Here is a 23472-nt window from a genome sequence, read left to right as displayed (position 1 = left end):
TTGCAATCCCATGACGTGTCGCTAGGCGGGAGTCACTGCCAGCCGACACGGGATTCGCTCACATGAAGATCATGGCCGCCAACTCGAACCTGCCGCTCGCTCGTGCGATCGCAGGCTATCTCGAAATGCCTCTCGTCGATGCGCAGGTGCGCCGCTTCGCCGATGAAGAAATCTTCGTGGAAATCCACGAGAACGTGCGCGGCGAGGATGTCTTCGTCGTCCAGTCGACCAGCTATCCGGCGAACGACAATCTCATGGAATTGCTGATCTGCATCGATGCGCTCAAGCGTGCATCTGCGCGACGGATTACGGCCGTGGTCCCTTATTTCGGCTATGCCCGGCAGGACCGGAAACCCGGTCCGCGTACGCCGATCTCGGCAAAGCTGGTGGCGAACCTCATCACCGAAGCGGGTGCCGACCGCGTTCTCTCGGTCGATTTGCACGCAGGCCAAATCCAGGGCTTCTTCGATATCCCGACCGACAACCTCTATGCGGCGCCGGTCATGGCTGCCGACATCCAGGCGCGGTACGGCGATCAGGACCTCATGGTCGTTTCGCCCGACGTCGGCGGCGTTGTGCGCGCACGCGCGCTGGCGAAACGCCTCGACAATGCACCGCTGGCCATCGTGGACAAGCGCCGCGATCGCCCCGGCGAAAGCGAAGTGATGAACATCATCGGCGACGTATCGGGTCGTCACTGTATCCTGATCGACGATATCATCGATTCGGGCGGCACGCTGTGCAACGCGGCCCAGGCGCTGCTCGACCAGGGCGCCGCTTCGGTAGCGGCCTACATTACGCACGGCGTCCTTTCCGGCGGTGCGGTCGCCCGTGTCGACGGCTCTGCGCTAAAGGAACTGGTCATCACCGATTCCATCAAGCCGACGGATGCGGCATCGGATTCCGAACGCATCCGCATCCTGACTATCGCCCCGCTGATCGGTGAGGCAGTCCGGCGCATCGCGGACGAAAGTTCGGTCAGCTCGCTGTTCGACTGAGGTTTAGTCGACGCCCGGCTCTGCCGCCGGGTCCCGCCACGAGGGGCTTTCCGATCCGGCAAGCCTCGCGATGGCTTCGAGCCTGCGCGACTGGCGGATCTCCATGGTAATGCGCAATAGTGGGCAGTCACCCGTCTGCATCGCGCCGGGCGTGTGGTCGAAGAAGTGACGCATCTCCCGCGTCAAGTGCGACTGGTCGAAATAGCGCAGGCGTAATTCGGACTCTTCCGTGGCATCGGCGACTCCCAGCAGTGCCGCAGCCATGTCGAGCGCGCGGGCACGCCGGAGCGCGAATTTCGGCGTCACTCCCCAGTTGCGGGAAATCGTCCTTTCCAGCGTGCGCGGCGTGACTTCGAGGCGCTCTGCAAAATCCGACAGGCTCGCTGCCGGATCTGTCAGGGTCAGATGTTCGAAAGCATCGAGCAAGTCGTGCGCCCGCTCGGGGCAGCCGACACGAAGACTTTCGCGCAAGGCTTGTTCGCTGGCGTCGAGCCACGCGTGGGGATCGTCCTGCGGGTGATGACCCTCCGCAATGTGCTGGAGGCCGCAGACCGGATCGAAGGGAAGGATGCGATCGAGCGTCTCGCGAGGATCGGGCAGCCCGAAATTGGTCGCGAATGCGGAGGTGCAATTAATAGAGACCACGCGAAAGGATCCGTCGACCCTGAGGTTCATCGCTTTCGTCTCGGGCCCGAAATAGAGCACGAGACCGTCGTCTCCGGGCTCGTATTCGATTTTCCCTTCGGCCGTCCACGCGGTCCATTTCGCGCCATAGATCATGCGGATGACCGGATGCTCGCACAGTGACATGCATTCGATCGACGCGCCCTCGGGCATGTCGACCGACGTAACGCCGATGCGCATGATCCAGTCTTGCAGGTCCTCGCCAGGGGCCCGGTTCAGGGCGAGCGGCATGCCCTGCCGGGTAGACCCAGTATGTGACTGAATCGGTGGCAGGTCTGCATCGGCCTTGTCGCTGGCCGGCATCTCCTGGTCGTCTTTCGACGTGGTCACGAAATTCCCCTTCAGTACGACCCGAAGGCGGAGGCGCGATCAAGCAAGCTTGACCGCGGACCTTAAGACAGCAAATGCAGGCCCATGCCAACAAGTTCCGATCTTACCTTCGCCAACCGCCTTGCCGATGCCGCGGGCGATGCCATTCGTCCCCTGTTCCGCGGCAATTGGGAACAGGAGAAGAAATCCGACTCCAGCTTCGTCACCGAAGCCGACCGCGCTGCCGAGGCAGCGATGCGCGCGCTGATCGAGGCGGAGTACCCGGACGACGGCATCGTGGGCGAAGAATATGGCACCCGCAACGAAGGCGCAGGGCGGCAATGGGTGCTCGATCCGATCGACGGCACCACCAGCTTCATTGCCGGCAGGCCGATCTTCGGGACCCTTATCGCGCTTCTGCAGGACGGCTTTCCGGTTCTCGGTATTATTGACCAGCCGATCGGTCGCGAACGCTGGGCAGGGTTCTCGGGCAAGGAAACGACTTTCAACGGCAAGCCCGTACGGTCCGCGCCGTGCCGGTCCCTGTCCGACGCGGTCCTCGCGACAACCACGCCGCACCAGTTCAGCGAGCAGGAGGCCGATCACTTCATGGGCCTCGCCAAGGCGGTGGCCGAACGCAAGATCATCTACGGCGGCGATTGCTACAACTACGGCCTGGTGGCGAGCGGCCATGTCGACATCGTCTGCGAGGCGGGTCTCAAGCTCCATGATTTCGCTGCGCTGGCTCCGGTGGTGGAAGGCGCGGGCGGATTGATGTGCGACTGGAGCGGTGGGCCGCTGCATTCCGCCAGCGACGGAAATGTGCTGGCTATCGGCGATGCCGCGCGGCTGGAGGATGTTCTGGAAGCGATGGATCTTGCGCTTTGACCTTTCGCTCGGCGAGAAGAGCCTGAGATGGATGCCGGCGTTTCGTTGAAGGGCCGGACTGCCCTCGTAACCGGTGCATCGAGGGGGCTCGGCTTTGCAATTGCCGAGCGTCTCGCGCAGCGCGGAGCGCAGGTCTGGCTCAATGGCAGGGACGCCTCGGCGCTCGAGGAGGCCCGCGCGGCGATCGCAGGCGATTGCCGGATCCTGCCATTCGACATTTGCGACGACGATGCCACCCGGGTGGCCATCGAGGAGATGGCAGGAGCGGGCGGGATCGACATCCTGGTCAACAATGTCGGACAACGGGACCGGCGCGATCTCGATGACGTCGTGCGTGCGGACATGACCCGAATGCTCGAGGTCAACCTCGTGGCGCCGTTCGATCTGGCTCGCAGGGCCGCTGCACATATGACGCGCAAGGGTCGCGGCAGGATCGTGAACATCACGTCCATCGCCGCCCGGATTGCTCGCGGCGATGTCCTGTATACGGCCAGCAAGGGCGGGCTGGATGCTCTCACGCGTGCCCTCGCTGCAGAGCTCGGGCCTGCAGGCATCACGGTCAACTCGGTCGCGCCCGGCTATTTCGCCACCGAGGCGAATAGCGAGATGGTCGCCGATCACGAGACGGCCGCTCACCTTTCGCGCCGGACGTCGCTGGGGCGCTGGGGGCAGCCGGAAGAAATTGCGGGCGCGGTCGCCTTCCTCGCCTCGGACGAGGCAAGCTACATCACCGGCCAGACCCTGGCGGTCGACGGCGGCTACCTCAGCCACTTCTGACTTGCATTCGCAGGCAGAATCGCTATCTCGCGCGCCTTCACCGACACGTGATTCATGTGCCGGCCTGGCGACAAGGGCTGCCAGGGCTGGTTCGACGTGTCTCTGCAAAGGAGATGAAAATGCCCAAGCTGAAGACCAAGAGCGGTGTGAAGAAACGCTTCAAGATCACCGCCACCGGCAAGGTCAAGCACGGCGTCGCTGGCAAGCGTCACCGCCTGATCAGCCACAATGCGAAGTATATCCGCCAGAACCGCGGCACCACTGTCCTGTCGGAAGCCGACACCAAGACGGTGAAGAAGTGGGCGCCTTACGGCCTCGACTGATCGCGACATTCAAGGAGAATAAGATATGCCTCGCATTAAACGCGGCGTTACCACGCGCCAGAAGCACAAGCGGCTCCTAGACCAGGCCAAGGGCTATCGCGGTCGCCGCAAGAACACCATCCGCGTCGCTCGCCAGGCCGTCGAAAAGGCCGGCCAGTACGCTTACCGCGACCGCAAGATCAAGAAGCGCAACTTCCGCGCTCTGTGGATCCAGCGTATCAACGCTGCGGTTCGCGCCGAAGGCCTGACCTATTCGCAGTTCATGCACGGCACCAAGCTTGCCGGCATCGAACTCGACCGTAAGGTCATGGCCGATCTCGCCATGAACGAAGGCGCGGCCTTCAAGGTGATCATCGAGCAGGCCAAGAAGGCCCTTCCGGCCTAACCGGCTCGAACCTTCGGGTTCGAATGCAAGCAAGGGCGTCTCCTTTTGGGAGGCGCCCTTTCTTTTTGCGGTCAATAATTTGCGAAATCGCGCCTGTCGGATATTCTGCCCTGTATGGTCCACGACCAGCAGCCAGAGACAAACTTCGATCTTGCGGTGCGCTTCTTTCCGCCGCCCGAGGATCTCGCTGCCTGTTTGACGACGGTCTACCTTCTCGAAACCAAGATTGGCGGCGACGCCAAGGTGACCGATTACCTGCAGCCCGAATGGGGAAATCTGCGGTTCTTCTGTCATAATGCGCCCTATGCCCGGGTGGTGAATCCCGACACATCCGAGGTGACTTCTGTCGACGGTGCGCGGTTTCAGGCCACCGGTCCAAGCTCGAAACCCGTCTACTTCGAGATGGGCGAGACAAGGATGTGGGGTATCGGCCTCAAACCGCTGGGATGGGCGCAGCTGATAGCCCAGCCCGCCCACGAATCGGCCAACACTATTTGCGACGGCGAGCGGGATCCGACCTTCCGGCACCTGGCAGGTCTTTGCGACTTGTTGTGCGACCCGTCGCATGATGATGACGCGCAATTTGCGAAGCTGGTGGGGGTGTTACGCGACAATTTGCAGCCGACGCGTGACGAGGCGCGTATCATCGCGATCCATGAAGCGATGGTCGATCCATACCTGACCTCGATCGACGATTTCGCGGACGCTGCAGCGATGCACAAGCGCACGCTAGAGCGGCTGTGCAACCGGCACTTCGGCTTTTCGCCGCGCTTCCTGCTTCGCCGCCAGCGAATGATGCGCAGCCTTGCCGCATTCATGCTCTCGGAAGGCGAAAGCTGGTCCCGAACGATCGACCGGCACTATCACGACCAACCCCATTTCGTGCGCGAGTTCCATGAATTCATGGGTATGAGTCCGACCGAATATGCCACGATGGACCATCCCATTCTCGATGCCTTCATGACCGAACGTCAGCGGATCTGGGGTTCCCCCGTGCAGACACTCGACAAGCCGCGGCAGGACCTGGACGGGGGAAGCGCGCCTTGACCGATACCGCGAGCGGCGCGCTCGACGTCGAACTCGAGTTTTTCCTTCCGCCGGAAGAGCTAAGGCCGTTCGTTACGACCGTCTATCGCTTCGATGTGGTCGAGCAAGAGCCCGGCAGCGCAGCCAAGCCGATACGCGACTGGCTGCATCCTGAATGGTTCAACCTGCGCATAGTGCTGGAAGGAGAGCTTTCCGCGAGTATTGGACCCGGAGCTCCGGAGACCGTGCCGCGCCTCGTCGGGAGAAGCGCAGCCGATTACGCGGACCGGATGTGCGATGTCGAAGCCGATCCGGACATGCAGCAACTGACCCCGCTTATCGAGATTTCGCGCAGCAACAGCACTCTCGCACAGAAGGACGCGATTTTTGCGCTCCTAGCGAAGGTGCTGGACAAGCCCGGGAAGCGGGAAGCGCATATCGTCGAGGCGCAGCGCGCGCTGCTCGACCCGGCCTGCGCGACTGTCGCGCATCTTGCCGAGCAACTCGCAATGACCACCCGCACACTCGAGCGATTTGCCCTCGATGCGTTCGGCTTCACGCCGCAGCTGCTGATCCGGCGGCAACGCTTCCTGCGTAGCCTTGCGCAGTTCATGCTGGACCCGTCGATGAGCTGGATTGCGGCGCTCGATCCACAATATTACGACCAGGCGCAGTTCACGCGCGATTTCAAGCGTTTCATGGGCATGGGACCCCGCGACTATGCGAGACTGCCTCACCCCGTCCTCGGAGCCGCTGCCAAGGCGCGCCAGGCGGTCGCGGGAGAGGCCGTGCAGGTGCTGCATAGACCTGCGCGACCCGCTGGCTGAAGGCAAAGTCGGAGTTCTCGAGCGCATGGCTCGCATCGACTTCGAAACTGGGCTTTAGCATTTCGGACTATGCCGCTAGAGGCAGCCCCCTACAGGATTCCCGAGGAATAGATGACCGATCTGGCTACAATGCGTGAGAGCGCGCTGACGCGTATCGACGAAGCACAGGATGCCGCCGCCCTGGAAAGCTTGCGGGTCGAACTGCTTGGCAAGCAGGGTTCGATTTCCGGACTGATGAAGACGCTGGGCAAGATGAGCCCGGAAGAGCGCCAGAGCGAAGCGCCCAAGATCCAGGGCCTGCGCAGCGATGTCGCCGATGCGATCGCCGCCAAGAAGGATGCGCTGGATTCCGCCGAACTCGAACGGCGGCTCGCGTCCGAAACGCTCGACCTTACCCTGCCCGAGCCGCAATCGCCGAAGGGAAGTGTCCACCCCGTCAGCCAGGTGATGGACGAGTTGGCGGAGATCTTCGCCGACCTCGGTTTCTCGGTCGCCACCGGTCCCGAAATCGAAGACGACTGGCACAACTTCACCGCGCTCAACATGGCTGAAACGCACCCTGCGCGCGCCATGCACGACACCTTCTATTTCCCCGACGTGGACAGTGAGGGGCGCCGCATGCTGCTGCGTACGCACACCTCGCCGGTGCAGATCCGCTCGATGGTGAAGCAGGGCGCGCCGATCCGCATCATTGCGCCGGGCCGCGTATATCGCTCCGACAGCGACGCGACGCACACGCCGATGTTCCACCAGGTCGAGGGCCTCGTGATCGACAAGGATATCAATCTCGGCCACCTCAAGTGGACGCTGGAAACCTTCCTCAAGGCTTTCTTCGAGCGCGACGATATCGTGCTGCGCCTGCGCCCATCCTACTTCCCGTTCACCGAACCTTCGGTCGAGGTCGATGTTGGCTGGCAGGACGTGAATGGCCGCCGCGTGCTCGGCGGGGACGGCGATGCGCCGGGCCACGGCTGGATGGAGCTTCTCGGCAGCGGCATGGTCAACCGCCGCGTAATCGAATTTGCCGGGCTGGATCCGGACGAATGGCAGGGTTTCGCGTTTGGCGTCGGCGTCGACCGCCTCGCCATGCTCAAGTACGGGATGGATGATTTGCGCGCCTTCTTCGACGGCGATCAGCGCTGGCTCGACCATTATGGTTTCTCGCCCTTCGACCAGCCGACCCTCTCCGCAGGCGTGGGAGCAAGCGCATGAAGTTCTCGCTCGAATGGCTGAAGTACTTCCTCGAAACCGACGCGAGCGTCGCAGACATTGCGGCTGCACTCAATCGTATCGGCCATGAGGTCGAGGGGATCGAGGATCCGGCAGAAAAGCTGGAAGGGTTTCGTGTCGCCAAGGTGCTGACCGCGGCCAAGCATCCCGATGCCGACAAGTTGCAGGTGCTGACCGTCGACACGGGTGAGGGCGATCCGCTGCAGGTCGTGTGCGGTGCGCCGAATGCGCGCGCCGGAATGAAGGGCGTGCTCGGCCTGCCCGGTGCGGTGGTCCCGGCAAACGGCATGGAGCTGCGCAAGAGCGCGATCCGCGGCGTCGACTCGAACGGTATGATGTGTTCGGTTCGCGAACTCGAATTGGGCGAAGAGCACGACGGGATCATCGAGCTTCCCGAAGATGCGCCGGTCGGCCAGACCTTCGCCGAGTATCACGATGCATCGCCCATTTTCGATGTGGCCATTACGCCCAACCGCCCCGACTGCATGGGCGTCGAAGGCATCGCGCGTGATCTTGCGGCGGCTGGCCTCGGCACCTTCAAGCCGGTCGAGGCTTCCGCCATCGAGGCGTCGGGCCCGTGCCCGATCGAAATCCGCACCGACGATCCGGAAGGTTGCCCGGCGTTCTATGGCCGCGTCATTCGCGGGGTCGACAACACCAAGCCTTCGCCCGAGTGGATGCAGCGCCGCCTGATTGCGGCAGGCCAGCGTCCGATCTCGGCACTGGTCGATGCGACCAATTATTTGATGCTCGCCTTCGGTCGTCCGGCTCACGTCTATGACCTCGCCAAGCTGTCGGGCGCGGTCGTGGCCCGCCGCGCCAGGAACGGCGAAACGGTCGAGGCGCTGAACGAGAAGACCTATACGCTCGACGACACGATGACCGTGATCGCCGACGACAACGGCGTGCACGATATTGCCGGCATCATGGGCGGCGAGCATTCGGGCGCGACGGAGGGCACTACCGACGTCCTGCTCGAAATCGCCTATTTCAATCCGGAGCGCATCGGCGTGACGGGGCGCAAGCTCGGCCTTGCCTCCGACGCGCGCACGCGTTTCGAGCGCGGTGTCGATCCGGAATATCTCGACGATGGCCTCGCCATCCTCACCAGCCTGATCACCAAGACCTGCGGTGGCGAGCCGACCGAGGTGGTGCGCGCAGGTACTCCGCCGACCGATGCTCTGAAGATCGAGTTCGACCCTGACCTGACAGAGCGTCTCGGCGGCCTTGCAGTCCCCCGGGACGAGCAGCGCGCCATCCTGACTTCGCTGGATTTCGAAGTTGGTGATGACTGGACGGTCACATGCCCGCCGCGCCGCCACGATATCGAAGGCCCGGCTGACCTCGTCGAGGAAGTGGTCCGCATCCACGGCATCGACGAGGTTGAAAGCACCCCGCTTCCGCGCCGTCCCGGTGTCGCATTGCCGACGGCAACCCCGCTCCAGCAAGCGGAGCGCAAGCTGCGCCGTGCCGCGGCTGCGCGTGGCCTCAACGAAGCGATTACCTGGTCCTTCCTGCCGACTGCCGAAGCGGAGCATTTCGCGGACGGTGCCCAGCTGTGGGTTCTGGAAAACCCGATCAGCGAAGACATGAAGGCCATGCGCCCCTCGCTTATTCCGGGGCTGCTTTCGGCAGCCAAGCGCAATGCCGATCGCGGGTCCGACGGCGCGCGCCTGTTCGAAATCGGGCGACGCTATTTCCGCGGCCAGAACGGCGCGAGTGATGAAAAGCCTACGCTCGGCGTCGTGCTTTCCGGAGAGAAGACCGCTCGCGGCTGGTCCAATGGTAAGGGCGCCAAGTTCGATGCCTATGACGCCAAGGCAGAAGCCATGGCGCTGCTCGAAGCGGCCGGTGCCCCGGTCGGCATCCTCATGGTGATGGGCGAGGCTGGCGAGCAGTTCCACCCAGGCCAGTCCGCCACCTTGCGTCTCGGCCCGAAGAATGTGCTCGCCCGTTTCGGTGCGCTTCATCCCAACACGCTCAAGGCCTTCGACATCGATGGTCCGGTCGTGGCAGTCGAAATCTTCCTCGACGCGATCCCGGCGAAGAAGGGCGGCGGCGGATTTGCGCGCGCGACCTATGCGCCACCGGCCTTGCAGGACGTGACCCGCGACTTCGCATTCCTCGTCCCGGCGGAGCTGCCTGCTGGCGAGCTCGTCAAGGCAGTGCGCGGGGCGGACAAGAAAGGGATCGTCGATGCTCGCGTCTTCGATGTCTTCGCCGGCCAGGGAGTGCCCGAGGGCCACAAGTCGGTTGCGGTTGAAGTCGTGCTGCGCCCCGGCGAGAAGACTTTCACCGACGAAGAGATCAAGGCGATCTCGGACAAGATCGTTGCAAATGCGGCCAAGCAGGGTGCGGAGCTGCGCGGATGAAGACTGCCCTCGTCACTGGCGCAACTTCGGGCATCGGCGAGGCGACGGTTCGCGCACTGGTTGCGAGCGGCTGGCGCTGTGTAGCGACGGGACGGCGCAAGGAACGTCTGGATGCGCTGGTCGCGGATCTCGGTGCGGATAAGGTCCATGCTGCCAGCTTCGACGTCCGCGACGAGGCGGCGCGCGATGCGGCCCTGGACGGCTTGCCGGAAGCGTTTTCGAGCTTCGACCTGCTGGTGAACAATGCGGGCCTCGCGCTCGGCACGGCGCCTGCGCAAGAGGCCGATCTCGACCAGTGGAAGACGATGATCGAGACGAATGTCACGGCTCTGGCTTCGATCACGCACAAGCTCTTGCCTGCGCTGATCGAGCGCAAGGGCGCGATCATCAATATCTCAAGCGTAGCGGCCAATTACCCGTATCCGGGCGGCAATGCCTATGGCGGGACCAAGGCCTTCGTGCGCCAGTTCAGCCTCGGCCTGCGGGCCGACCTGCACGGCACGGGCGTGCGCGTCTGCTCGATCGAGCCAGGCATGGTGGAAACCGAATTCACGCTCGTTCGCACGGACGGCAACGAGGAAGCGCACGAGACGCTCTATGGCGGCGCGGATCCGATGACTGCAGACGATATTGCCGAGACCGTTCGATGGGTCGCGGAGCTACCGCCACACCTCAATATCAATACGCTGGAATTGATGCCGGTCAGCCAGAGTTTCGGCGGCTTCCGGGTGGCCCGGGGCGAGGGCTGACGACCACACTCAATTGCCCCAGCCGTCGCCGGTGCCAGCCCCGCTGTCACCCCAATCGCTGCCGTAATTCTGTTCGAAATCGAGCTGCTGCTCGTATTTTGCCATATCCGACGCGGCCTTGTTCGCCTGTTCGAACTGGGCTCGCATTTCCGGGTTCATTTCCATTGCGGCCTGCGCATTCGGGTTGCCCAGCGTCATGTCGAACGGGCGGCCCTCGATCGCCGCCACCACGTGCTCGCGTGCGACGACTTGCATCAGGTTCATTGCGTAATTCGCCATCGGGTCCTTCGCCACGGCTTCGTCGAGCCGCTCTTTGACGCCTTCCGGCACCGCGATCTCGGTGGCGACGCGCGAGCCGGTGCCATCGGGCGTGACGGTGGTGACGAAGTGCATCATTTCGCGCCCGCCTTCGCCCAGCAGGGTCGTGACCACGGTATCGGGAGCGGGCTGGGTGACGCGGCTGCGCTTGATCTGCTTGCCGAGCACGTGTGTTGGAAGGTGCGCACTCTTGATAGCCTGCGTGACCTGCTGCGGCGTTTTCTCGTAATATTCGCCGGAATCGCCACAAGACGCCAAGAAGATCGCGCCAAATATAGACAATATGCTGCGTATTATAGACATCGTGCCCCCCCAATTCGTGGCCTCAACCTAAATAGCGAGTGTTTCCATTCGCTTAAGGCGACAAGGTCCGTCCAACACCCTTAGCGGTGGACGCGGGGGCGCTGTCGGTCTAGCGCGCGGCGCATGGCGCAAGCGAATTCCGATACGACCCAGTCCCGCCGCACTTTCGCGATCATCTCGCATCCCGACGCGGGTAAGACCACGCTGACCGAGAAGCTGCTGCTGACCGGCGGCGCGATCCACCTCGCCGGTGAGGTCAAGGCGCGCGGCGCTGCCCGTCGCGCCCGTTCTGACTGGATGAAGATCGAACAGCAGCGCGGTATCTCGGTGACCAGCTCTGTCATGACGTTCGAGCGTGACGGCATCACCTTCAACCTGCTCGACACGCCGGGGCACGAAGACTTCTCCGAAGACACCTATCGCACGCTGACTGCGGTCGATTCCGCCATCATGGTGATCGACGCCGCCAAGGGTATCGAGCCGCAGACGCGCAAGCTCTTCGAGGTCTGCCGCCTGCGCAGCGTGCCGATCATAACTTTCGTCAACAAGGTCGACCGCGAGGGCCGGCCGGTGTTCGAACTGCTCGACGAGATTGCCGACATGCTGGCCCTCGACGTCAGTCCGCAGGCCTATCCGGTGGGCATGGGCGGCCAGTTCGAGGGCATTCTCGATTTCGAAACGGGTGCGGTTGCGCGCCCGGAAGGTCCGTCGAAGGAATTCAAGGGCAAGCGCGACGCAAATCCCGAGCTGCCCGAACTGTTCGCCGAGGACATCGAACTGGCGCAGGTCGGATATCCCGAATTCGATCTCGAGGCCTATCGCAACGGCGACCTCACGCCGGTCTATTTCGGGTCGGCGCTCAAGAATTTCGGCGTGACCGAGCTGATCGAGGCGATCGCGAAGTACGCGCCCCCGCCGCGCCCCCAGCCGGCTGGTGACGAACAGATCGAGCCGACCCGCGACGAGGTCACCGGCTTCATCTTCAAGGTGCAGGCGAACATGGACCCCAATCACCGCGACCGCATTGCTTTCATGCGGCAGGTTTCGGGCACCTTCAAACGCGGCATGAAGCTGACCCCGTCGGGCCTCGGCAAGCCGATCGCGATCCACTCGCCCATTCTGTTCTTCGCGCAAGACCGCGAAGTGGCCGACATCGCCGAGCCGGGCGACATAATCGGCATTCCAAACCACGGCACGCTGCGTGTGGGCGATACGCTGTCGGAAAAGAACGACGTCCGCTTCACCGGCCTGCCGAATTTCGCGCCGGAAATCCTGCGCCGCGTCCAGCTGAAGGACCCGACCAAGACCAAGCAATTGCGCAAGGCGCTCGACGATCTGTCGGAAGAGGGCGTGATCCAGGTCTTCTATCCCGAACTTGGCGCCCAGCACATCGTGGGCGTGGTCGGCCAGCTCCAGCTCGAAGTCTTGATCAGCCGCCTCTCGGCCGAATACAAGGTGGAGGCGGGCCTCGAAGCATCACCCTTCGCGACGGCGCGCTGGCTCAAGGGCGAGGAGAAGGCGCTCGACGAATTCGAGAAATACAATCGCGCCAACCTCGCCCGGGACCGCGACGGCGACCTGGTCTTCATGGCGAAGAGCCCTTGGGACGTTTCCTACCAGCAGGAAAAGAATCCCGACCTGACCTTTTCGGCCACGAAGGAGCGGTAGGCTTGCGAGCGGCGCTGCTTCGCGGCATGGGAACGCCATGACGCTTACCGGCCCGACTTCCCAGATCTTCATTTCCCAGCGCCTGCGCCTCAATTACCTCGATTGGGGCAACCGCGGAAAGCCGCCGCTCGTGCTGGTTCACGGCGGGCGCGACCATGCGCGCAGCTGGGACTGGGTAGCCGAAGAATTGCGCGACGACTGGCATGTCGTGGCGATGGATCACCGCGGCCACGGCGACAGCGACTGGGTCTCGGATGGCAATTACCACGTCAACGACATGGTCTATGACCTTGCGCAGCTTGTCCATCAGCTGGGCGTCGGCCCGGTCACGATCGTCAGCCATTCCATGGGCGGCAATGTCTCGCTGCGCTACGCGGGCACATTCCCCGAGATGGTAACCAAGATCGTCGCGATCGAGGGCCTCGGTCCCAGCCCCAAGCGTCAGGCCGAAATGCGCGAGGACCCGTATCCCGTGCGCATGAAGGAATGGATCGAGAAGAAGCGTGGTGCATCGGGTCGGATGCCGCGCAAGTACGACAGCATCGAATCCGCTTTCGCGCGCATGATCGAGGAAAACAGCTACCTGACGGAAGAACAGGCGCGGCACCTCACCATCCACGGTGTGAACCGAAACGAGGATGGGACCTACAGCTGGAAATTCGATCCGCATCTCAATGTCTGGGCGGTCGAGGACATCGCCGATGAGTTCCTGCACCAGACATGGTCTGCGATCACGGCGCCCACCCTCCTGCTCTATGGCGCGGACAGCTGGGCATCCAATCCCGAAGGCGACGGCAGGCTCGATCATTTCGACAATGCGAAGGTGATCGAGTTCGAAAATGCCGGACACTGGCTCCATCACGACCAGTTCGACCGGTTCATGAAGACGATCAGGGACTTCCTCTAATGGCAGAATTCTTCGACGCGCTGGATGACAAGCATATCGAGATGATCGGCAAGCAGCCGGTTTTCTTTGTCGCCACAGCCGCCGAAGATGCCCGCATCAATCTCAGCCCCAAGGGCTATGACGCTTTTCGCGTGCTCGGGCCGACGCGAGTCGCCTATCTCGACCTTGCGGGATCGGGCAACGAAACCCATGCGCACCTTTCGCGTGACGGGCGCATCACGCTGATGTTCTGCAATTTCGACCGACCGGCGTTGATCCTGCGCATCTACGGGAGCGGGCGCGCGGTTCTGCCTCAGGACGAGGGTTGGGCAGACCTGGCCGCACATTTCGACCTGCTGCCCGGGACGCGGCAGATTTTCGATATTGCCGTCGAAAGTGTCCAGACGAGCTGCGGCTGGGGCGTGCCTTTCATGGAATACCGCGGCGAGCGTGCGACCCTGCAGAAGGCGCATAGGCAATCCGATCCGGAAGAATGGCTGACGAAGAAGCAAGGTCGCGACACAAGTATCGACGGCATTCCGGTGCGCACGACCGACCGCTATATCGGGGGCGAATAGCGCGCGCGTGAAGCTTACTTTCGCCAGCTACAACATCCACAAGGCGGTCGGGCTCGACCGCAAGCGCGATCCCGAGCGCATCCTTTCGGTCATTCACGAAATCGACGCCGACGTGATCGCGCTGCAAGAGGTGGATCGCAGGATCGGCGACCGGGCGACGACCATCCCGCGCGCCGAACTCGACGACACGCATTGGCGACTGGTCGAAGTCGCGAAGCGACCGCGCAGCATCGGCTGGCACGGCAATGCGATCCTCGTCAGGCGCGAAATGGACGTATATGGCGGCGAGGCGCTGGACCTTCCCACACTGGAGCCTCGCGGGGCGGCCTGCGGCGATCTCATGATCGAAGGGCGGATGATGCGGGTTATCGGCACCCATCTCGACCTGTCCGGCCTGCGCCGCCGCGACCAGATCCGTTCGCTGCTGGATTACGTAAGTTCCGCCACGCGGCAACTGCCGACGGTCATCATGGGCGATTTCAACCAGTGGGGCCGCGCGACAGGGGCCATGCGCGAATTTGCCAGCGACTGGACCGTCGTCACCCCGGGCAAAAGCTATCCGAGCCGCCAGCCGGTAGCTTCGCTCGACCGGATCGTGGCCAGCCACCACTGGGCCTGCCATTCGGCCCATGTGCACCACACCGCGCTATCCGCGGTAGCTTCTGACCATCTGCCCGTGGTTGCGAAGCTAGAACTGATGGAAAAATAGGCAGCAGCCTAATAATTGGGCATTGCTCGGCGTGTGCGCCCCCGAATTAACCTGAAAACACTCCCGATGCGCGTTTGGCACGCTTCGTGCTGCAGGTGCGAAAGCCGGTGCTTGGCCGGTGCGCAGCCAGAGGGGTGAAGGCGTGAAATACATCATCGCTGTCATCAAGCCATTCAAGCTCGACGAAGTGCGCGAAGCGCTCGGGAGCATCGGTGTGGCCGGAATGACCGTGTCCGAAGTCAAGGGCTTCGGACGCCAGAAGGGGCAGACCGAGATTTATCGCGGTGCCGAATATTCGACCAACATGCTTCCCAAGGTGAAGCTGGAAATCGCAGTGGCCAGCGGCCTTGCCCCGCAAGTCATCGAGACGATCCAGCAAACCGCCAGCACCGAAGCGATCGGCGACGGCAAGATCTTCGTCTTCGATCTCGCGGACGCCACCCGCATCCGTACCGGCGAAACCGGCGAAACCGCGCTGTGAGCCGCAAGGAGAGCACCATGACCATGCGCAAGATTCTTACCGGGGCCGCCGTTCTCGCCGCCTCGTTCACCACTGCCACGGCAGCTTTCGCACAGGACGCCGCCGAAGCGGCAGCCGCCGTGCCCAACCCCGGCAACAATGCCTGGATGATGACCGCCACCGTCCTGGTGATGCTGATGATCCTCCCGGGCCTCGCCCTGTTCTATGGCGGTCTGACCCGCTCGAAGAACATGCTCGCCACCATGACACAGATCGGCGCCACTGCCGCGCTCGCAATGCTGATCTGGGTGATGTGGGGTTACAGCCTCGCATTCGGCGACACCACTTATGAAGGGCTTCTCGGAAAGTTCATCAGCGGTGGCAGCTATTTCCTTTCCGGTACCGACGCGAGCAGCACGGCCGCGACGTTCACCGACGAGGTCATCAGCAAGTACGTCTTCATCAGCTTCCAGATGACATTCGCAGCCATCACCGCTGCCCTGATCCTGGGCGCAACGGCAGAGCGCATGAAGTTCAATGCGGTGATGCTCTTCGTGCCCCTGTGGCTTACGATCGTCTATTTTCCCATCGCTCACATGGTGTGGGGCACGGGTGGCCTGCTACTTGACGATGGCGCGCTCGACTTCGCTGGCGGCACCGTCGTGCACATCAACGCCGGTATCTCGGGCCTCGTCCTTGCGTACCTCCTCGGCAAGCGCCGTGGCTGGCCGCAGGAACCGATGATGCCGCACAGCCTTACCCTGACCATGGTCGGCACCGGCCTGCTGTGGGTGGGCTGGTTCGGCTTCAACGCAGGTTCGGCTCTGGAAGCCGACGGTTCGGCCGGTCTTGCGATGATCAACACCTTCGTCGCCACTGCAGCCGGTGCGTTGACTTGGATGGTCATCGAACGGGCAGCGGGCCACAAGGGCAGCGCGCTGGGCTTCTGCTCGGGCGTTATTGCAGGCCTCGTCGCCGTCACCCCGGCAGCAGGCAACAGCGGGCCGTTCGGCGCGATCCTGCTCGGCATCCTGAGCTCGGCCGTCTGTTACATCTTCGTCGCCAAGGTGAAGATGAAGTTCGGCTATGACGACAGCCTCGATGCATTCGGCATCCACGGCGTGGGCGGCATCGTCGGTGCTATCGGTACGGCAGTCGTCTACCAGCCGTTCCTCGGCGGTCCCGGCGACGGTTCGACCGCTCTCGGCGCGCAGCTCTGGATCCAGACCTACAGCGTTCTCGTCACCATTGCCTGGGCCGGTATCGGCACCCTGATCGCCGGCCTTGTCGTCAAGGCTCTGATCGGACTGCGGGTCACCGAAGACGCCGAAGTCGAAGGTCTCGATATCTCCGAACATGGAGAACGCGCCTACAACTGATCACCAACTCGGCGGGGCCGCCTCCTCTCTCCTCTCTCCTCACGGGCGGCCCCGCCCACCCATGTTCCTCCTGCGAACAGAAGACTTCAACAGGCCGGTTCCCTCACGGGGCCGGCCTCTTTTTATGTTGCAAAGCTGTCACACTACTGTTCGCTTCATGCTTGCCCACACGAAATACTATTGCGCCAAGTGCAATCCCGGCGTCAGATTCGATCATTCAACTTTGTTCCCGGGAGGAAAAAGTAATGACAAGTAATCGGAATAGCATTCTTGCCACGCGTGCGGCGCTTCTTTGCGGAGCGGCAGCGCTTGTCACTTCCGCGCCTGCGATGGCACAGGATTCCCAGACCCGGATAGAAACCGATGCGGTCGCTGCCGAACAGGCCGACCGTGCCATCATCGTGACCGGCACCCGCCAGGCCGACCGTTCGGCGGCGGACACCGTCGCGCCGGTCGACATCGTTTCATCGGCCGAGCTCAACAACCAGGCCGATAGCGATATCGGCAACGTGCTTCGCGTTTCCGTGCCCTCCTTCAATGTCGGCACCCAGCCGATCTCCGACGCGGCAACCCTCGTCCGCCCGGCCAACTTGCGCGGCCTTTCGCCCGACAACACGCTGGTCCTGGTCAACGGTAAGCGCCAGCACCGCGCCGCAGTCATCGCCTTTCTCGGCGGCGGTATTTCCGACGGTTCGCAGGGCCCTGATATCTCCGTCATCCCGTCGATCGCGATCAAGCAGCTCGAAGTGCTGCGCGACGGCGCATCCTCGCAATACGGTTCGGACGCCATTGCCGGCGTTCTCAACTTCATCCTCAAGGACAGCCCCGACGGCGGCACTGTTTCTGCGCAGTGGGGCGAGACCTACGAAGGCGATGGCGACAAATACACCATCGCTGCCAATGTCGGCATTCCGGTCACGGCAGCAGGTTTCCTCAACCTGTCGGCCGAATATGGCGAATCCGATGCGACTGTCCGCTCCGTACAGCGCGACGACGCTGCCGCGCTGATCGCCGCCGGCAATACCGCAGTTGCCGACCCGGCCCAGATCTGGGGCCAGCCGAACGTCAACGACGACATGAAGTTCTTCGCCAACTTCGGCCTCGAACTTTCGCCTGCAATCGAACTCTACGCATTCGGCAACTATGCCGAGCGCAACGTCGACGGCGGCTTCTTCTTCCGTAACCCGACCAATCGTGGCGGCGTTTACGCCGGTCCGTTCGTCGATCCGGCGACCGGCGCACCGCTTGCCGAAGAAGACGGCGGCGTCGCCTCCGTGCTGGTGGGCGACCTTTCGCTAGACACGGCGGGCGATTGCCCGGCCGGTATCCCGCTCACCCAGGGCGGGTTGATCCCCGACCCGACCATCCTGGCGCAGGTCAGTGCCGACGCGAACTGCTTCTCCTTCGTCGAACTGTTCCCGGGCGGCTTCACTCCGCGGTTCGGCGGCGACATCGAGGATTATTCGGCTGCCGTCGGTATCCGCGGCCAGCTGTTCAACGCGCTCGATTTCGACCTCAGCTACCGCCATGGTCGCAACAAATCTAGCTTCTCGATCCGCAACACGGTCAACGCTTCGCTTGGCCCGAACACGCCGACCGAATTCAATCCAGGCGGCTATTCGCAGACCGAGAACGTCGTCAACCTCGACCTCGGATACAATCTCGCAGTGGGTGAAGGCAGCGTCTATATCGCTGCCGGTGCCGAATATCGCGACGAGGAATTCGGCATCACCGCAGGCGATCCGGCCTCCTTCGAACTCGGCCCGCTCGCCCAGCCGAGCGCAGCCTATCCGACCGGACAAGGCTTCTCGACCAGCTCGAACGGCTTCCCGGGCTTTGCCACCAATTCGGCCGGCACCAGCAAGGAAGACAATAAGGCGGCTTACATCGATATCGAAGCCGACCTGATCGACGCCCTGACGCTGCAGGGCGCGGTCCGTTACGAAGACACCAAGAGCTTCGGCGACACCGTCACCTGGAAGCTGGGCGGCCTGTTCAAGCTGTCGGATGCATGGCGCCTTCGCGGCACCTATTCGACCGGCTTCCACGTGCCGACCGCGGGCCAGGCGAACGTGATCAACGTCACCACGCAGTTCTCCAATGGCGAGCTGCAGGACGAAGGCACGTTCCCGCTGTTCAGCCCCGCCGGCCTGATCGCTTCGGATTATATCGCGGACACGGTTGCCAATGGCGGCCTCGGTCTCGATCGTCCGACCCTCGGGCCCGAAAAGGCCGACAGCTTCACGCTCGGTATTGCGGGTGACATGGGCGATTTCTCGGTCACGCTCGACTATTTCAACATCAAGCTGAAGGACCGCATCTCGCGCTCCTCGACGATCGATTTCCCGGCAGCGCTCTGCTATTTGGCCGATCGCGAGAACGTGGCCAACAATTGCACGGCAACCTTCACGCCGTCCCCGGCCGAATTGCTCACGCAGCTCGACGCGGCAGGGGTGATCGATCGCAACGACTTCACCGGGTTCGAAGATCTGGTGGCCTTCACCTTCTTTAACAACGATTTCGATACGCGCACGCAGGGTCTCGACTTCGTGGCGAACGCAAGGCTCTACCCGATCGAAGGCGGCACCACTCGCGCGACGCTGGCGATCAACTACACCGAAACCGAGGTGACCGACGTAGGCCAGACCATTTCGGCCACCCGCGTTCGCCAGCTTGAAGAGGGCCTGCCGAAATGGAAGGGCTTCCTCAACATCACGCACGAACAGGGCCGTTTCCGCGGTCTCCTGCGCGCCAACTACTTCGGCAGCTACTATGAAGCCCACCTCGAGGATTCGACCCTTCCGATCGACGCATCGGCAGAGCTGACCTTTGATGCGGAGCTTGGTTACGAAGTGATCGACGGCCTCGAACTGGCAGTCGGTGCGCAGAACATGTTCGACAACTATCCGACGCTAAACCCCTATTCGGGCATCGTCGGTGCGAAGTACGGCGAACGTTCGCCCTTCGGCTTCAACGGCGGCAGCTACTATCTGCGCGCCCGCTTCCAGTGGTAATCCACGGGCAGGCATAATGAACGAAGAGGGGCGGCCTTGCGGGTCGCCCCTTTCTCGTTGCGGAGATGATGATGGTCGAAATCAGGCTCGCTACCGAACAAGATGAAGACGATATCCGCGTCCTCATGGATCTCGCGATCGAGCGGTTGCAGGTCGGCTACCTGACGGCCGAGCAGATCGAAGCGTCCAAAGCGGGGATGGGTCTGGACCGGCTGCTGATCGAAGACGGGACCTATTTCTGCGTCGTCGAGGCCGGCGTAGTGGTGGGGTGTGGAGGATGGTCGCGCCGGGCGACGTTGTATGGCGGCAACCATTCGGCTGGCCGCGACCCGCGCCTGCTTGACACTGCGAGCGAACGGGCACGGATCAGGGCGATGTACACCCACCCCGATCACACGAAGAAAGGAATCGGTCGTCTCATCCTGGAGACAGCCGAAGCCGCTGCTGCGAAAGAAGGCTTCGCCGAAATCGAGATGGCGGCCACCATGGCCGGCAAGCCGTTCTACGAGCGCTGTGGCTATGTGGTGGAAAGCGAGTGGGAGGACACCAACGGTACGGTACCCGTCCCCCTTGCGACCATGGCCAAGCGGCTCGCGCGCTAGGCGCCCAGTTCCGCCTTCACGAAGTCGGCACACCGTTCGCCGATCATGATGCTCGGCGCGTTGGTATTGCCGCTGACGAGGCGCGGCATGATCGATGCATCCGCGATCCACAGACCGTCGACACCGCGCGCCTTGAGCGTGGGATCGACGACATCGCTATCGTCCGGTCCCATCCGGCAGGTTCCGACGGGGTGATAAACGGTATCGGCGCGGTTGCGGATCAGCTCGTCAAGCTGGTTGTCGTCGTCGAGATCGATGGGATAGCGGTCCTGCGGATCGAACTTTGCAAGGCTCGGCGAGGCGGCGATGCGATGCGAGAGGCGAACGCCTTTGCGCAGGACAGCGATGTCGCGGTCGTCGTCGAGGAAGTTCGGGTCGATCACCGGCGCATCGCTCGCCTCGCGGCTGGCGAGCCGAACCGTCCCCCGGCTTTCCGGGCGCAGCACACAGGCGTGCAGGGAGAAGCCGTGGCCCTTCACGTTCTCCCGGCCATGATCTTCCAACATTGCGGGCACGAAGTGCCACTGGATATCGGGGGCGGGGGCATCGTCCATGACCTTCCAGAAGCCACCTGCCTCGGCATAGGGCGTGGTCATGATCCCGGTGCGCTTGCGGCGGTGCTCGATGATGGCTTTCGCCATCCGGGCGGTGCCGGCAAGGCTGCTGCCGATGAACTCCTTGCTCTCGGTTTCCCAGCTGGAAACGTAGTCGATGTGATCCTGGAGGTCCGACCCGACGGCCGGCTTGTCGATCATGACATCGATGCCGTGTTCCTTCAGATGCTCGGCCGGGCCGATGCCGGAAAGCATGAGTACCTGCGGGGAATTGAAAGCACCGGCGCAAAGGACCACGCCTCCCTTTGCGGTGACGGTGCGGCGGCGCGTGCCGGCCGAATAGGTCACGCCGGTCACGCGGCCGTCCGCGATCTCCAGCTTTTGCACCGTTACCCCGATCCTGACGTCGAGGTTCTTCGATCCCCGCTTGGGTTCGACATAGGCGCGTGCGGCGGACCAGCGTTCGCCATCCTTCTGGGTAACTTGGTACAGGCCGAAGCCTTCCTGTTTTGCGCCGTTGAAATCGCCGTTACGAGGCAGCTGCAATTGCGCAGCAGCTTCGACGAAGGCGAGGCTGCCCGGGTTCGGCCATTTCTGGTCGCTCACCCACAGAGGCCCATCATCGCCGTGGAATTCGTCCTCGCCGCGCACATTGTGTTCGGCCCGTTTGAAATAGGGCAGCACGTCGTCATAGGACCAGCCGGTGCAGCCGAGGCTTTCCCACTGGTCGTAATCGAAGGAATTGCCGCGGATGTAGACCATGGCGTTGATGGCTGACGATCCGCCAAGGCCACGCCCGCGCGGTTGGTATCCGATACGTCCGTTTAGGCCCTTTTGCGGAACCGTGTCATAGCGATAGTTCGACGCATTGCGCAGGAAGGGCATGAAGCCCGGTGTGCGCACCAGCATGCCGTTATTGCGCGGACCTGCCTCCAGCAGGCAGACGCGCTTGCCTGCTTCCGCCAGCCGCCCTGCAACTGCACTGCCCCCGCTGCCGCCACCGACAACGACTACGTCGAATTCATCCATGATTACTCCTCTCGATTCGAGAGGTTAGGCAGCCTCGGCGTCGCCTGCAATCGGGTTTTCACTTGAAACCTGTTTGGGGACCGTCCCCTGCCGCGCTAGCCAGGCGGCGCGGATCTGGTCGCTGGTCTCGCGGCTGCCGTCATGGGTCCAGCCGGGCTCGCGCAGCAGGTAGCCGAGCTTGCTGCCCCAAGGCGCGCGCCACATGTCCTGCGCTATGCCGATCCATTCGTGGAAGACCGCCCACAGCAGGTTGAAGCTGCCGAGCTGCTTGACGATCCCGTAGCGGATTTTCTCGTCCTTCACTTCCGGCTCGAAGGTCCCGAACATCTTGTCCCAGACGATGAACACACCGGCATAGTTGCGGTCGAGGTAGCGCGGGTTGGTGGCATGGTGCACGCGGTGATGGCTGGGCGTATTCATCACCGCTTCGAACCAGCGGGGCATCTTGTCGATCGCTTCGGTATGGATCCAGAACTGGTAGATCAGGTTGAACCCGCCCGCGAGCGCGATCATCCCGGAATGGAAACCGATCAGGACCAGCGGCAGCGCGAAGGCGAAGCCAAGCGTCAGGAATCCGGTCCATGTCTGGCGGAGCGCAGTGGACAGGTTGTAATGCTGGCTCGAATGATGGTTCACATGGCTCGCCCAGAACCACCGCACCCGGTGGCCGAAGCGATGGACCCAGTAATATTTGAGGTCGTCGAGCACGAAGCAAAGCGCAAAGGCCCACCAGCTCCACTCGATATCGAACAGGCGGAACTGCCAGACCCACAGGAACAGCGCGAAAAACAGGCCGCCGAAAAGCAGTCCGGCGACCGTGCTGCCAAGGCCGAAGGCAAGGCTGGTGAGCGTATCCTTCGGTTCGTAGCTTTCCGGTCGCTTGCGCCAGGCCCAGACCATCTCGATCAGGACGAGGGCGACAAAGCCTGGAACGGCTAGTTCGGTGGGCGAAAAATCGGGCATGGCTCTGCGCTACTGTATCGCCTCGATCGCCTGCATCCAAGCTGAAGGATCAGGGATCTCAAGGCGCGCCGCACCATACCGTTTCTCCGCCGTGTCGATCAGCAGGGCATCGCCGTCGCGGGTGACTACCGCAGCGCCTGTCAGCATGCGTCCCGCAAAATGGCTCCCGTGCTGCCGGAGCAACAGGATACGTCCTGCCTTATCGCGCATGAGCGCGCCGGTGCCGTCCCGATCGAGCGCGATTTCCACCGGATCGAACCCGCTGACCGCTTCGTCTGCGGCCGTGCGAGCCGCTTGCTCGTCCTTGAGGCGCGGAGCAGGCCCTAGTCGCAAGGCGAAGGCCAGGCCTGCCAGCGCAAGGATGGCGACCAGCGATCCGAGAAACTGGAGAATAGCGGGAGGGATGTCCATGGCGATACCGATTGGCACGCGCTGCGCTTT

23 protein-coding genes are annotated in these 23472 nt (G+C 62.8%); 18 read left to right on the top strand and 5 right to left on the bottom strand.

The features are described 5' to 3' along the window. The first annotated feature begins 62 nt into the window (after window positions 1-62). A complete protein-coding gene (locus K3179_RS04610; RefSeq protein ID WP_090477256.1) occupies window positions 63-998 on the top strand; it encodes a ribose-phosphate pyrophosphokinase in 936 nt (311 codons plus the stop codon). Window positions 999-1001: 3 nt separating this feature from the next. On the opposite strand, the gene K3179_RS04605 is transcribed toward K3179_RS04610, so the two are convergent. Next, on the bottom strand, window positions 1002-2012 hold the full coding sequence (locus K3179_RS04605; RefSeq protein ID WP_221562674.1) for a helix-turn-helix domain-containing protein: 1011 nt from the start codon (window positions 2010-2012) through the stop codon (window positions 1002-1004). Between the two features lie 84 nt (window positions 2013-2096). Between K3179_RS04605 and hisN the strand changes: the two genes are divergently transcribed. The 9 genes from hisN to K3179_RS04560 all read left to right on the top strand — a co-directional run bounded on the left by hisN (window position 2097) and on the right by K3179_RS04560 (window position 10568). Continuing rightward, the gene (gene hisN, locus K3179_RS04600; protein WP_221562673.1) at window positions 2097-2879 is read left to right on the top strand and encodes a histidinol-phosphatase; all 783 of its coding nucleotides are present in this window, start codon (window positions 2097-2099) and stop codon (window positions 2877-2879) included. A 27-nt stretch (window positions 2880-2906) separates the two neighbouring features. Next, on the top strand, window positions 2907-3656 hold the full coding sequence (locus K3179_RS04595; protein WP_221562672.1) for an SDR family oxidoreductase: 750 nt from the start codon (window positions 2907-2909) through the stop codon (window positions 3654-3656). 119 nt (window positions 3657-3775) lie between these two features. Further along, complete coding sequence (rpmI, locus tag K3179_RS04590; RefSeq protein WP_086438021.1) at window positions 3776-3979, top strand: 50S ribosomal protein L35; 204 nt, start codon at window positions 3776-3778, stop codon at window positions 3977-3979. A 25-nt stretch (window positions 3980-4004) separates the two neighbouring features. Beyond that, on the top strand, window positions 4005-4364 hold the full coding sequence (gene rplT / locus K3179_RS04585) for a 50S ribosomal protein L20 (protein WP_221562671.1): 360 nt from the start codon (window positions 4005-4007) through the stop codon (window positions 4362-4364). A gap of 114 nt (window positions 4365-4478) precedes the next feature. Then, entirely contained in the window at window positions 4479-5411 is a 933-nt protein-coding gene (locus K3179_RS04580) for a helix-turn-helix domain-containing protein (protein ID WP_221562670.1), read from the top strand. Continuing rightward, window positions 5408-6217 carry a helix-turn-helix domain-containing protein gene (locus K3179_RS04575; RefSeq protein ID WP_221562669.1) on the top strand — a complete coding sequence of 270 codons (810 nt, stop codon included), beginning with the start codon at window positions 5408-5410 and terminating at the stop codon, window positions 6215-6217. The genes K3179_RS04580 and K3179_RS04575 overlap by 4 nt, the downstream gene beginning before the upstream one ends. Before the next feature lie 111 nt (window positions 6218-6328). Next, window positions 6329-7429 (top strand): phenylalanine--tRNA ligase subunit alpha, encoded by a 1101-nt coding sequence (pheS, locus tag K3179_RS04570; protein ID WP_221562668.1) that lies wholly within the window; start codon window positions 6329-6331, stop codon window positions 7427-7429. Further along, a complete protein-coding gene (pheT, locus tag K3179_RS04565) occupies window positions 7426-9819 on the top strand; it encodes a phenylalanine--tRNA ligase subunit beta (RefSeq protein WP_221562667.1) in 2394 nt (797 codons plus the stop codon). The genes pheS and pheT overlap by 4 nt, the downstream gene beginning before the upstream one ends. Continuing rightward, window positions 9816-10568 (top strand): SDR family NAD(P)-dependent oxidoreductase, encoded by a 753-nt coding sequence (locus tag K3179_RS04560; RefSeq protein ID WP_221562666.1) that lies wholly within the window; start codon window positions 9816-9818, stop codon window positions 10566-10568. The genes pheT and K3179_RS04560 overlap by 4 nt, the downstream gene beginning before the upstream one ends. Before the next feature lie 9 nt (window positions 10569-10577). On the opposite strand, the gene K3179_RS04555 is transcribed toward K3179_RS04560, so the two are convergent. Then, on the bottom strand, window positions 10578-11168 hold the full coding sequence (locus K3179_RS04555) for a hypothetical protein (RefSeq protein WP_221562665.1): 591 nt from the start codon (window positions 11166-11168) through the stop codon (window positions 10578-10580). A gap of 144 nt (window positions 11169-11312) precedes the next feature. On the opposite strand from K3179_RS04555, the gene K3179_RS04550 reads away from it, so the two are divergent. From K3179_RS04550 to K3179_RS04515, 8 genes are all read left to right on the top strand, one after another. Further along, on the top strand, window positions 11313-12857 hold the full coding sequence (locus tag K3179_RS04550; protein WP_221562664.1) for a peptide chain release factor 3: 1545 nt from the start codon (window positions 11313-11315) through the stop codon (window positions 12855-12857). A 37-nt stretch (window positions 12858-12894) separates the two neighbouring features. Further along, window positions 12895-13764, top strand: a complete 870-nt coding sequence (locus tag K3179_RS04545; RefSeq protein ID WP_221562663.1) for an alpha/beta fold hydrolase — start codon at window positions 12895-12897, stop codon at window positions 13762-13764. Further along, window positions 13764-14321 carry a pyridoxamine 5'-phosphate oxidase family protein gene (locus K3179_RS04540; RefSeq protein ID WP_221562662.1) on the top strand — a complete coding sequence of 186 codons (558 nt, stop codon included), beginning with the start codon at window positions 13764-13766 and terminating at the stop codon, window positions 14319-14321. The genes K3179_RS04545 and K3179_RS04540 overlap by 1 nt, the downstream gene beginning before the upstream one ends. Window positions 14322-14328: 7 nt before the next feature. Continuing rightward, the gene (locus tag K3179_RS04535; RefSeq protein WP_221562661.1) at window positions 14329-15030 is read left to right on the top strand and encodes an endonuclease/exonuclease/phosphatase family protein; all 702 of its coding nucleotides are present in this window, start codon (window positions 14329-14331) and stop codon (window positions 15028-15030) included. Window positions 15031-15172: 142 nt separating this feature from the next. Continuing rightward, window positions 15173-15511: a P-II family nitrogen regulator gene (locus K3179_RS04530; protein ID WP_100261446.1), complete on the top strand. Its 339-nt coding sequence runs from the start codon at window positions 15173-15175 to the stop codon at window positions 15509-15511. A 17-nt stretch (window positions 15512-15528) separates the two neighbouring features. Beyond that, entirely contained in the window at window positions 15529-16869 is a 1341-nt protein-coding gene (locus K3179_RS04525) for an ammonium transporter (RefSeq protein ID WP_221562660.1), read from the top strand. A gap of 329 nt (window positions 16870-17198) precedes the next feature. Further along, window positions 17199-19883, top strand: coding sequence for a TonB-dependent receptor plug domain-containing protein (locus K3179_RS04520; protein ID WP_221562659.1), 2685 nt, complete (start codon window positions 17199-17201; stop codon window positions 19881-19883). Between the two features lie 65 nt (window positions 19884-19948). Further along, window positions 19949-20485 (top strand): GNAT family N-acetyltransferase, encoded by a 537-nt coding sequence (locus K3179_RS04515; RefSeq protein WP_425594730.1) that lies wholly within the window; start codon window positions 19949-19951, stop codon window positions 20483-20485. Here K3179_RS04515 and K3179_RS04510 read toward each other — a convergent pair. From K3179_RS04510 to K3179_RS04500, 3 genes are read right to left on the bottom strand one after another with little or no spacing between them, the layout of a single operon-like run. Beyond that, window positions 20482-22068, bottom strand: coding sequence for a GMC family oxidoreductase (locus K3179_RS04510; RefSeq protein ID WP_221562658.1), 1587 nt, complete (start codon window positions 22066-22068; stop codon window positions 20482-20484). The two genes, K3179_RS04515 and K3179_RS04510, sit on opposite strands and share 4 nt — an antisense overlap. 24 nt (window positions 22069-22092) lie before the next feature. Next, the gene (locus K3179_RS04505; RefSeq protein WP_221562657.1) at window positions 22093-23031 is read right to left on the bottom strand and encodes a sterol desaturase family protein; all 939 of its coding nucleotides are present in this window, start codon (window positions 23029-23031) and stop codon (window positions 22093-22095) included. A 9-nt stretch (window positions 23032-23040) separates the two neighbouring features. Beyond that, window positions 23041-23442 carry a hypothetical protein gene (locus K3179_RS04500; RefSeq protein WP_247712797.1) on the bottom strand — a complete coding sequence of 134 codons (402 nt, stop codon included), beginning with the start codon at window positions 23440-23442 and terminating at the stop codon, window positions 23041-23043. Between the last annotated feature and the right edge of the window lie 30 nt (window positions 23443-23472).

This window comes from Qipengyuania intermedia (genome assembly GCF_019711615.1).
Lineage (GTDB): Bacteria > Pseudomonadota > Alphaproteobacteria > Sphingomonadales > Sphingomonadaceae > Qipengyuania > Qipengyuania intermedia.
This window is presented reverse-complemented; position numbering and strand designations above follow the sequence as displayed.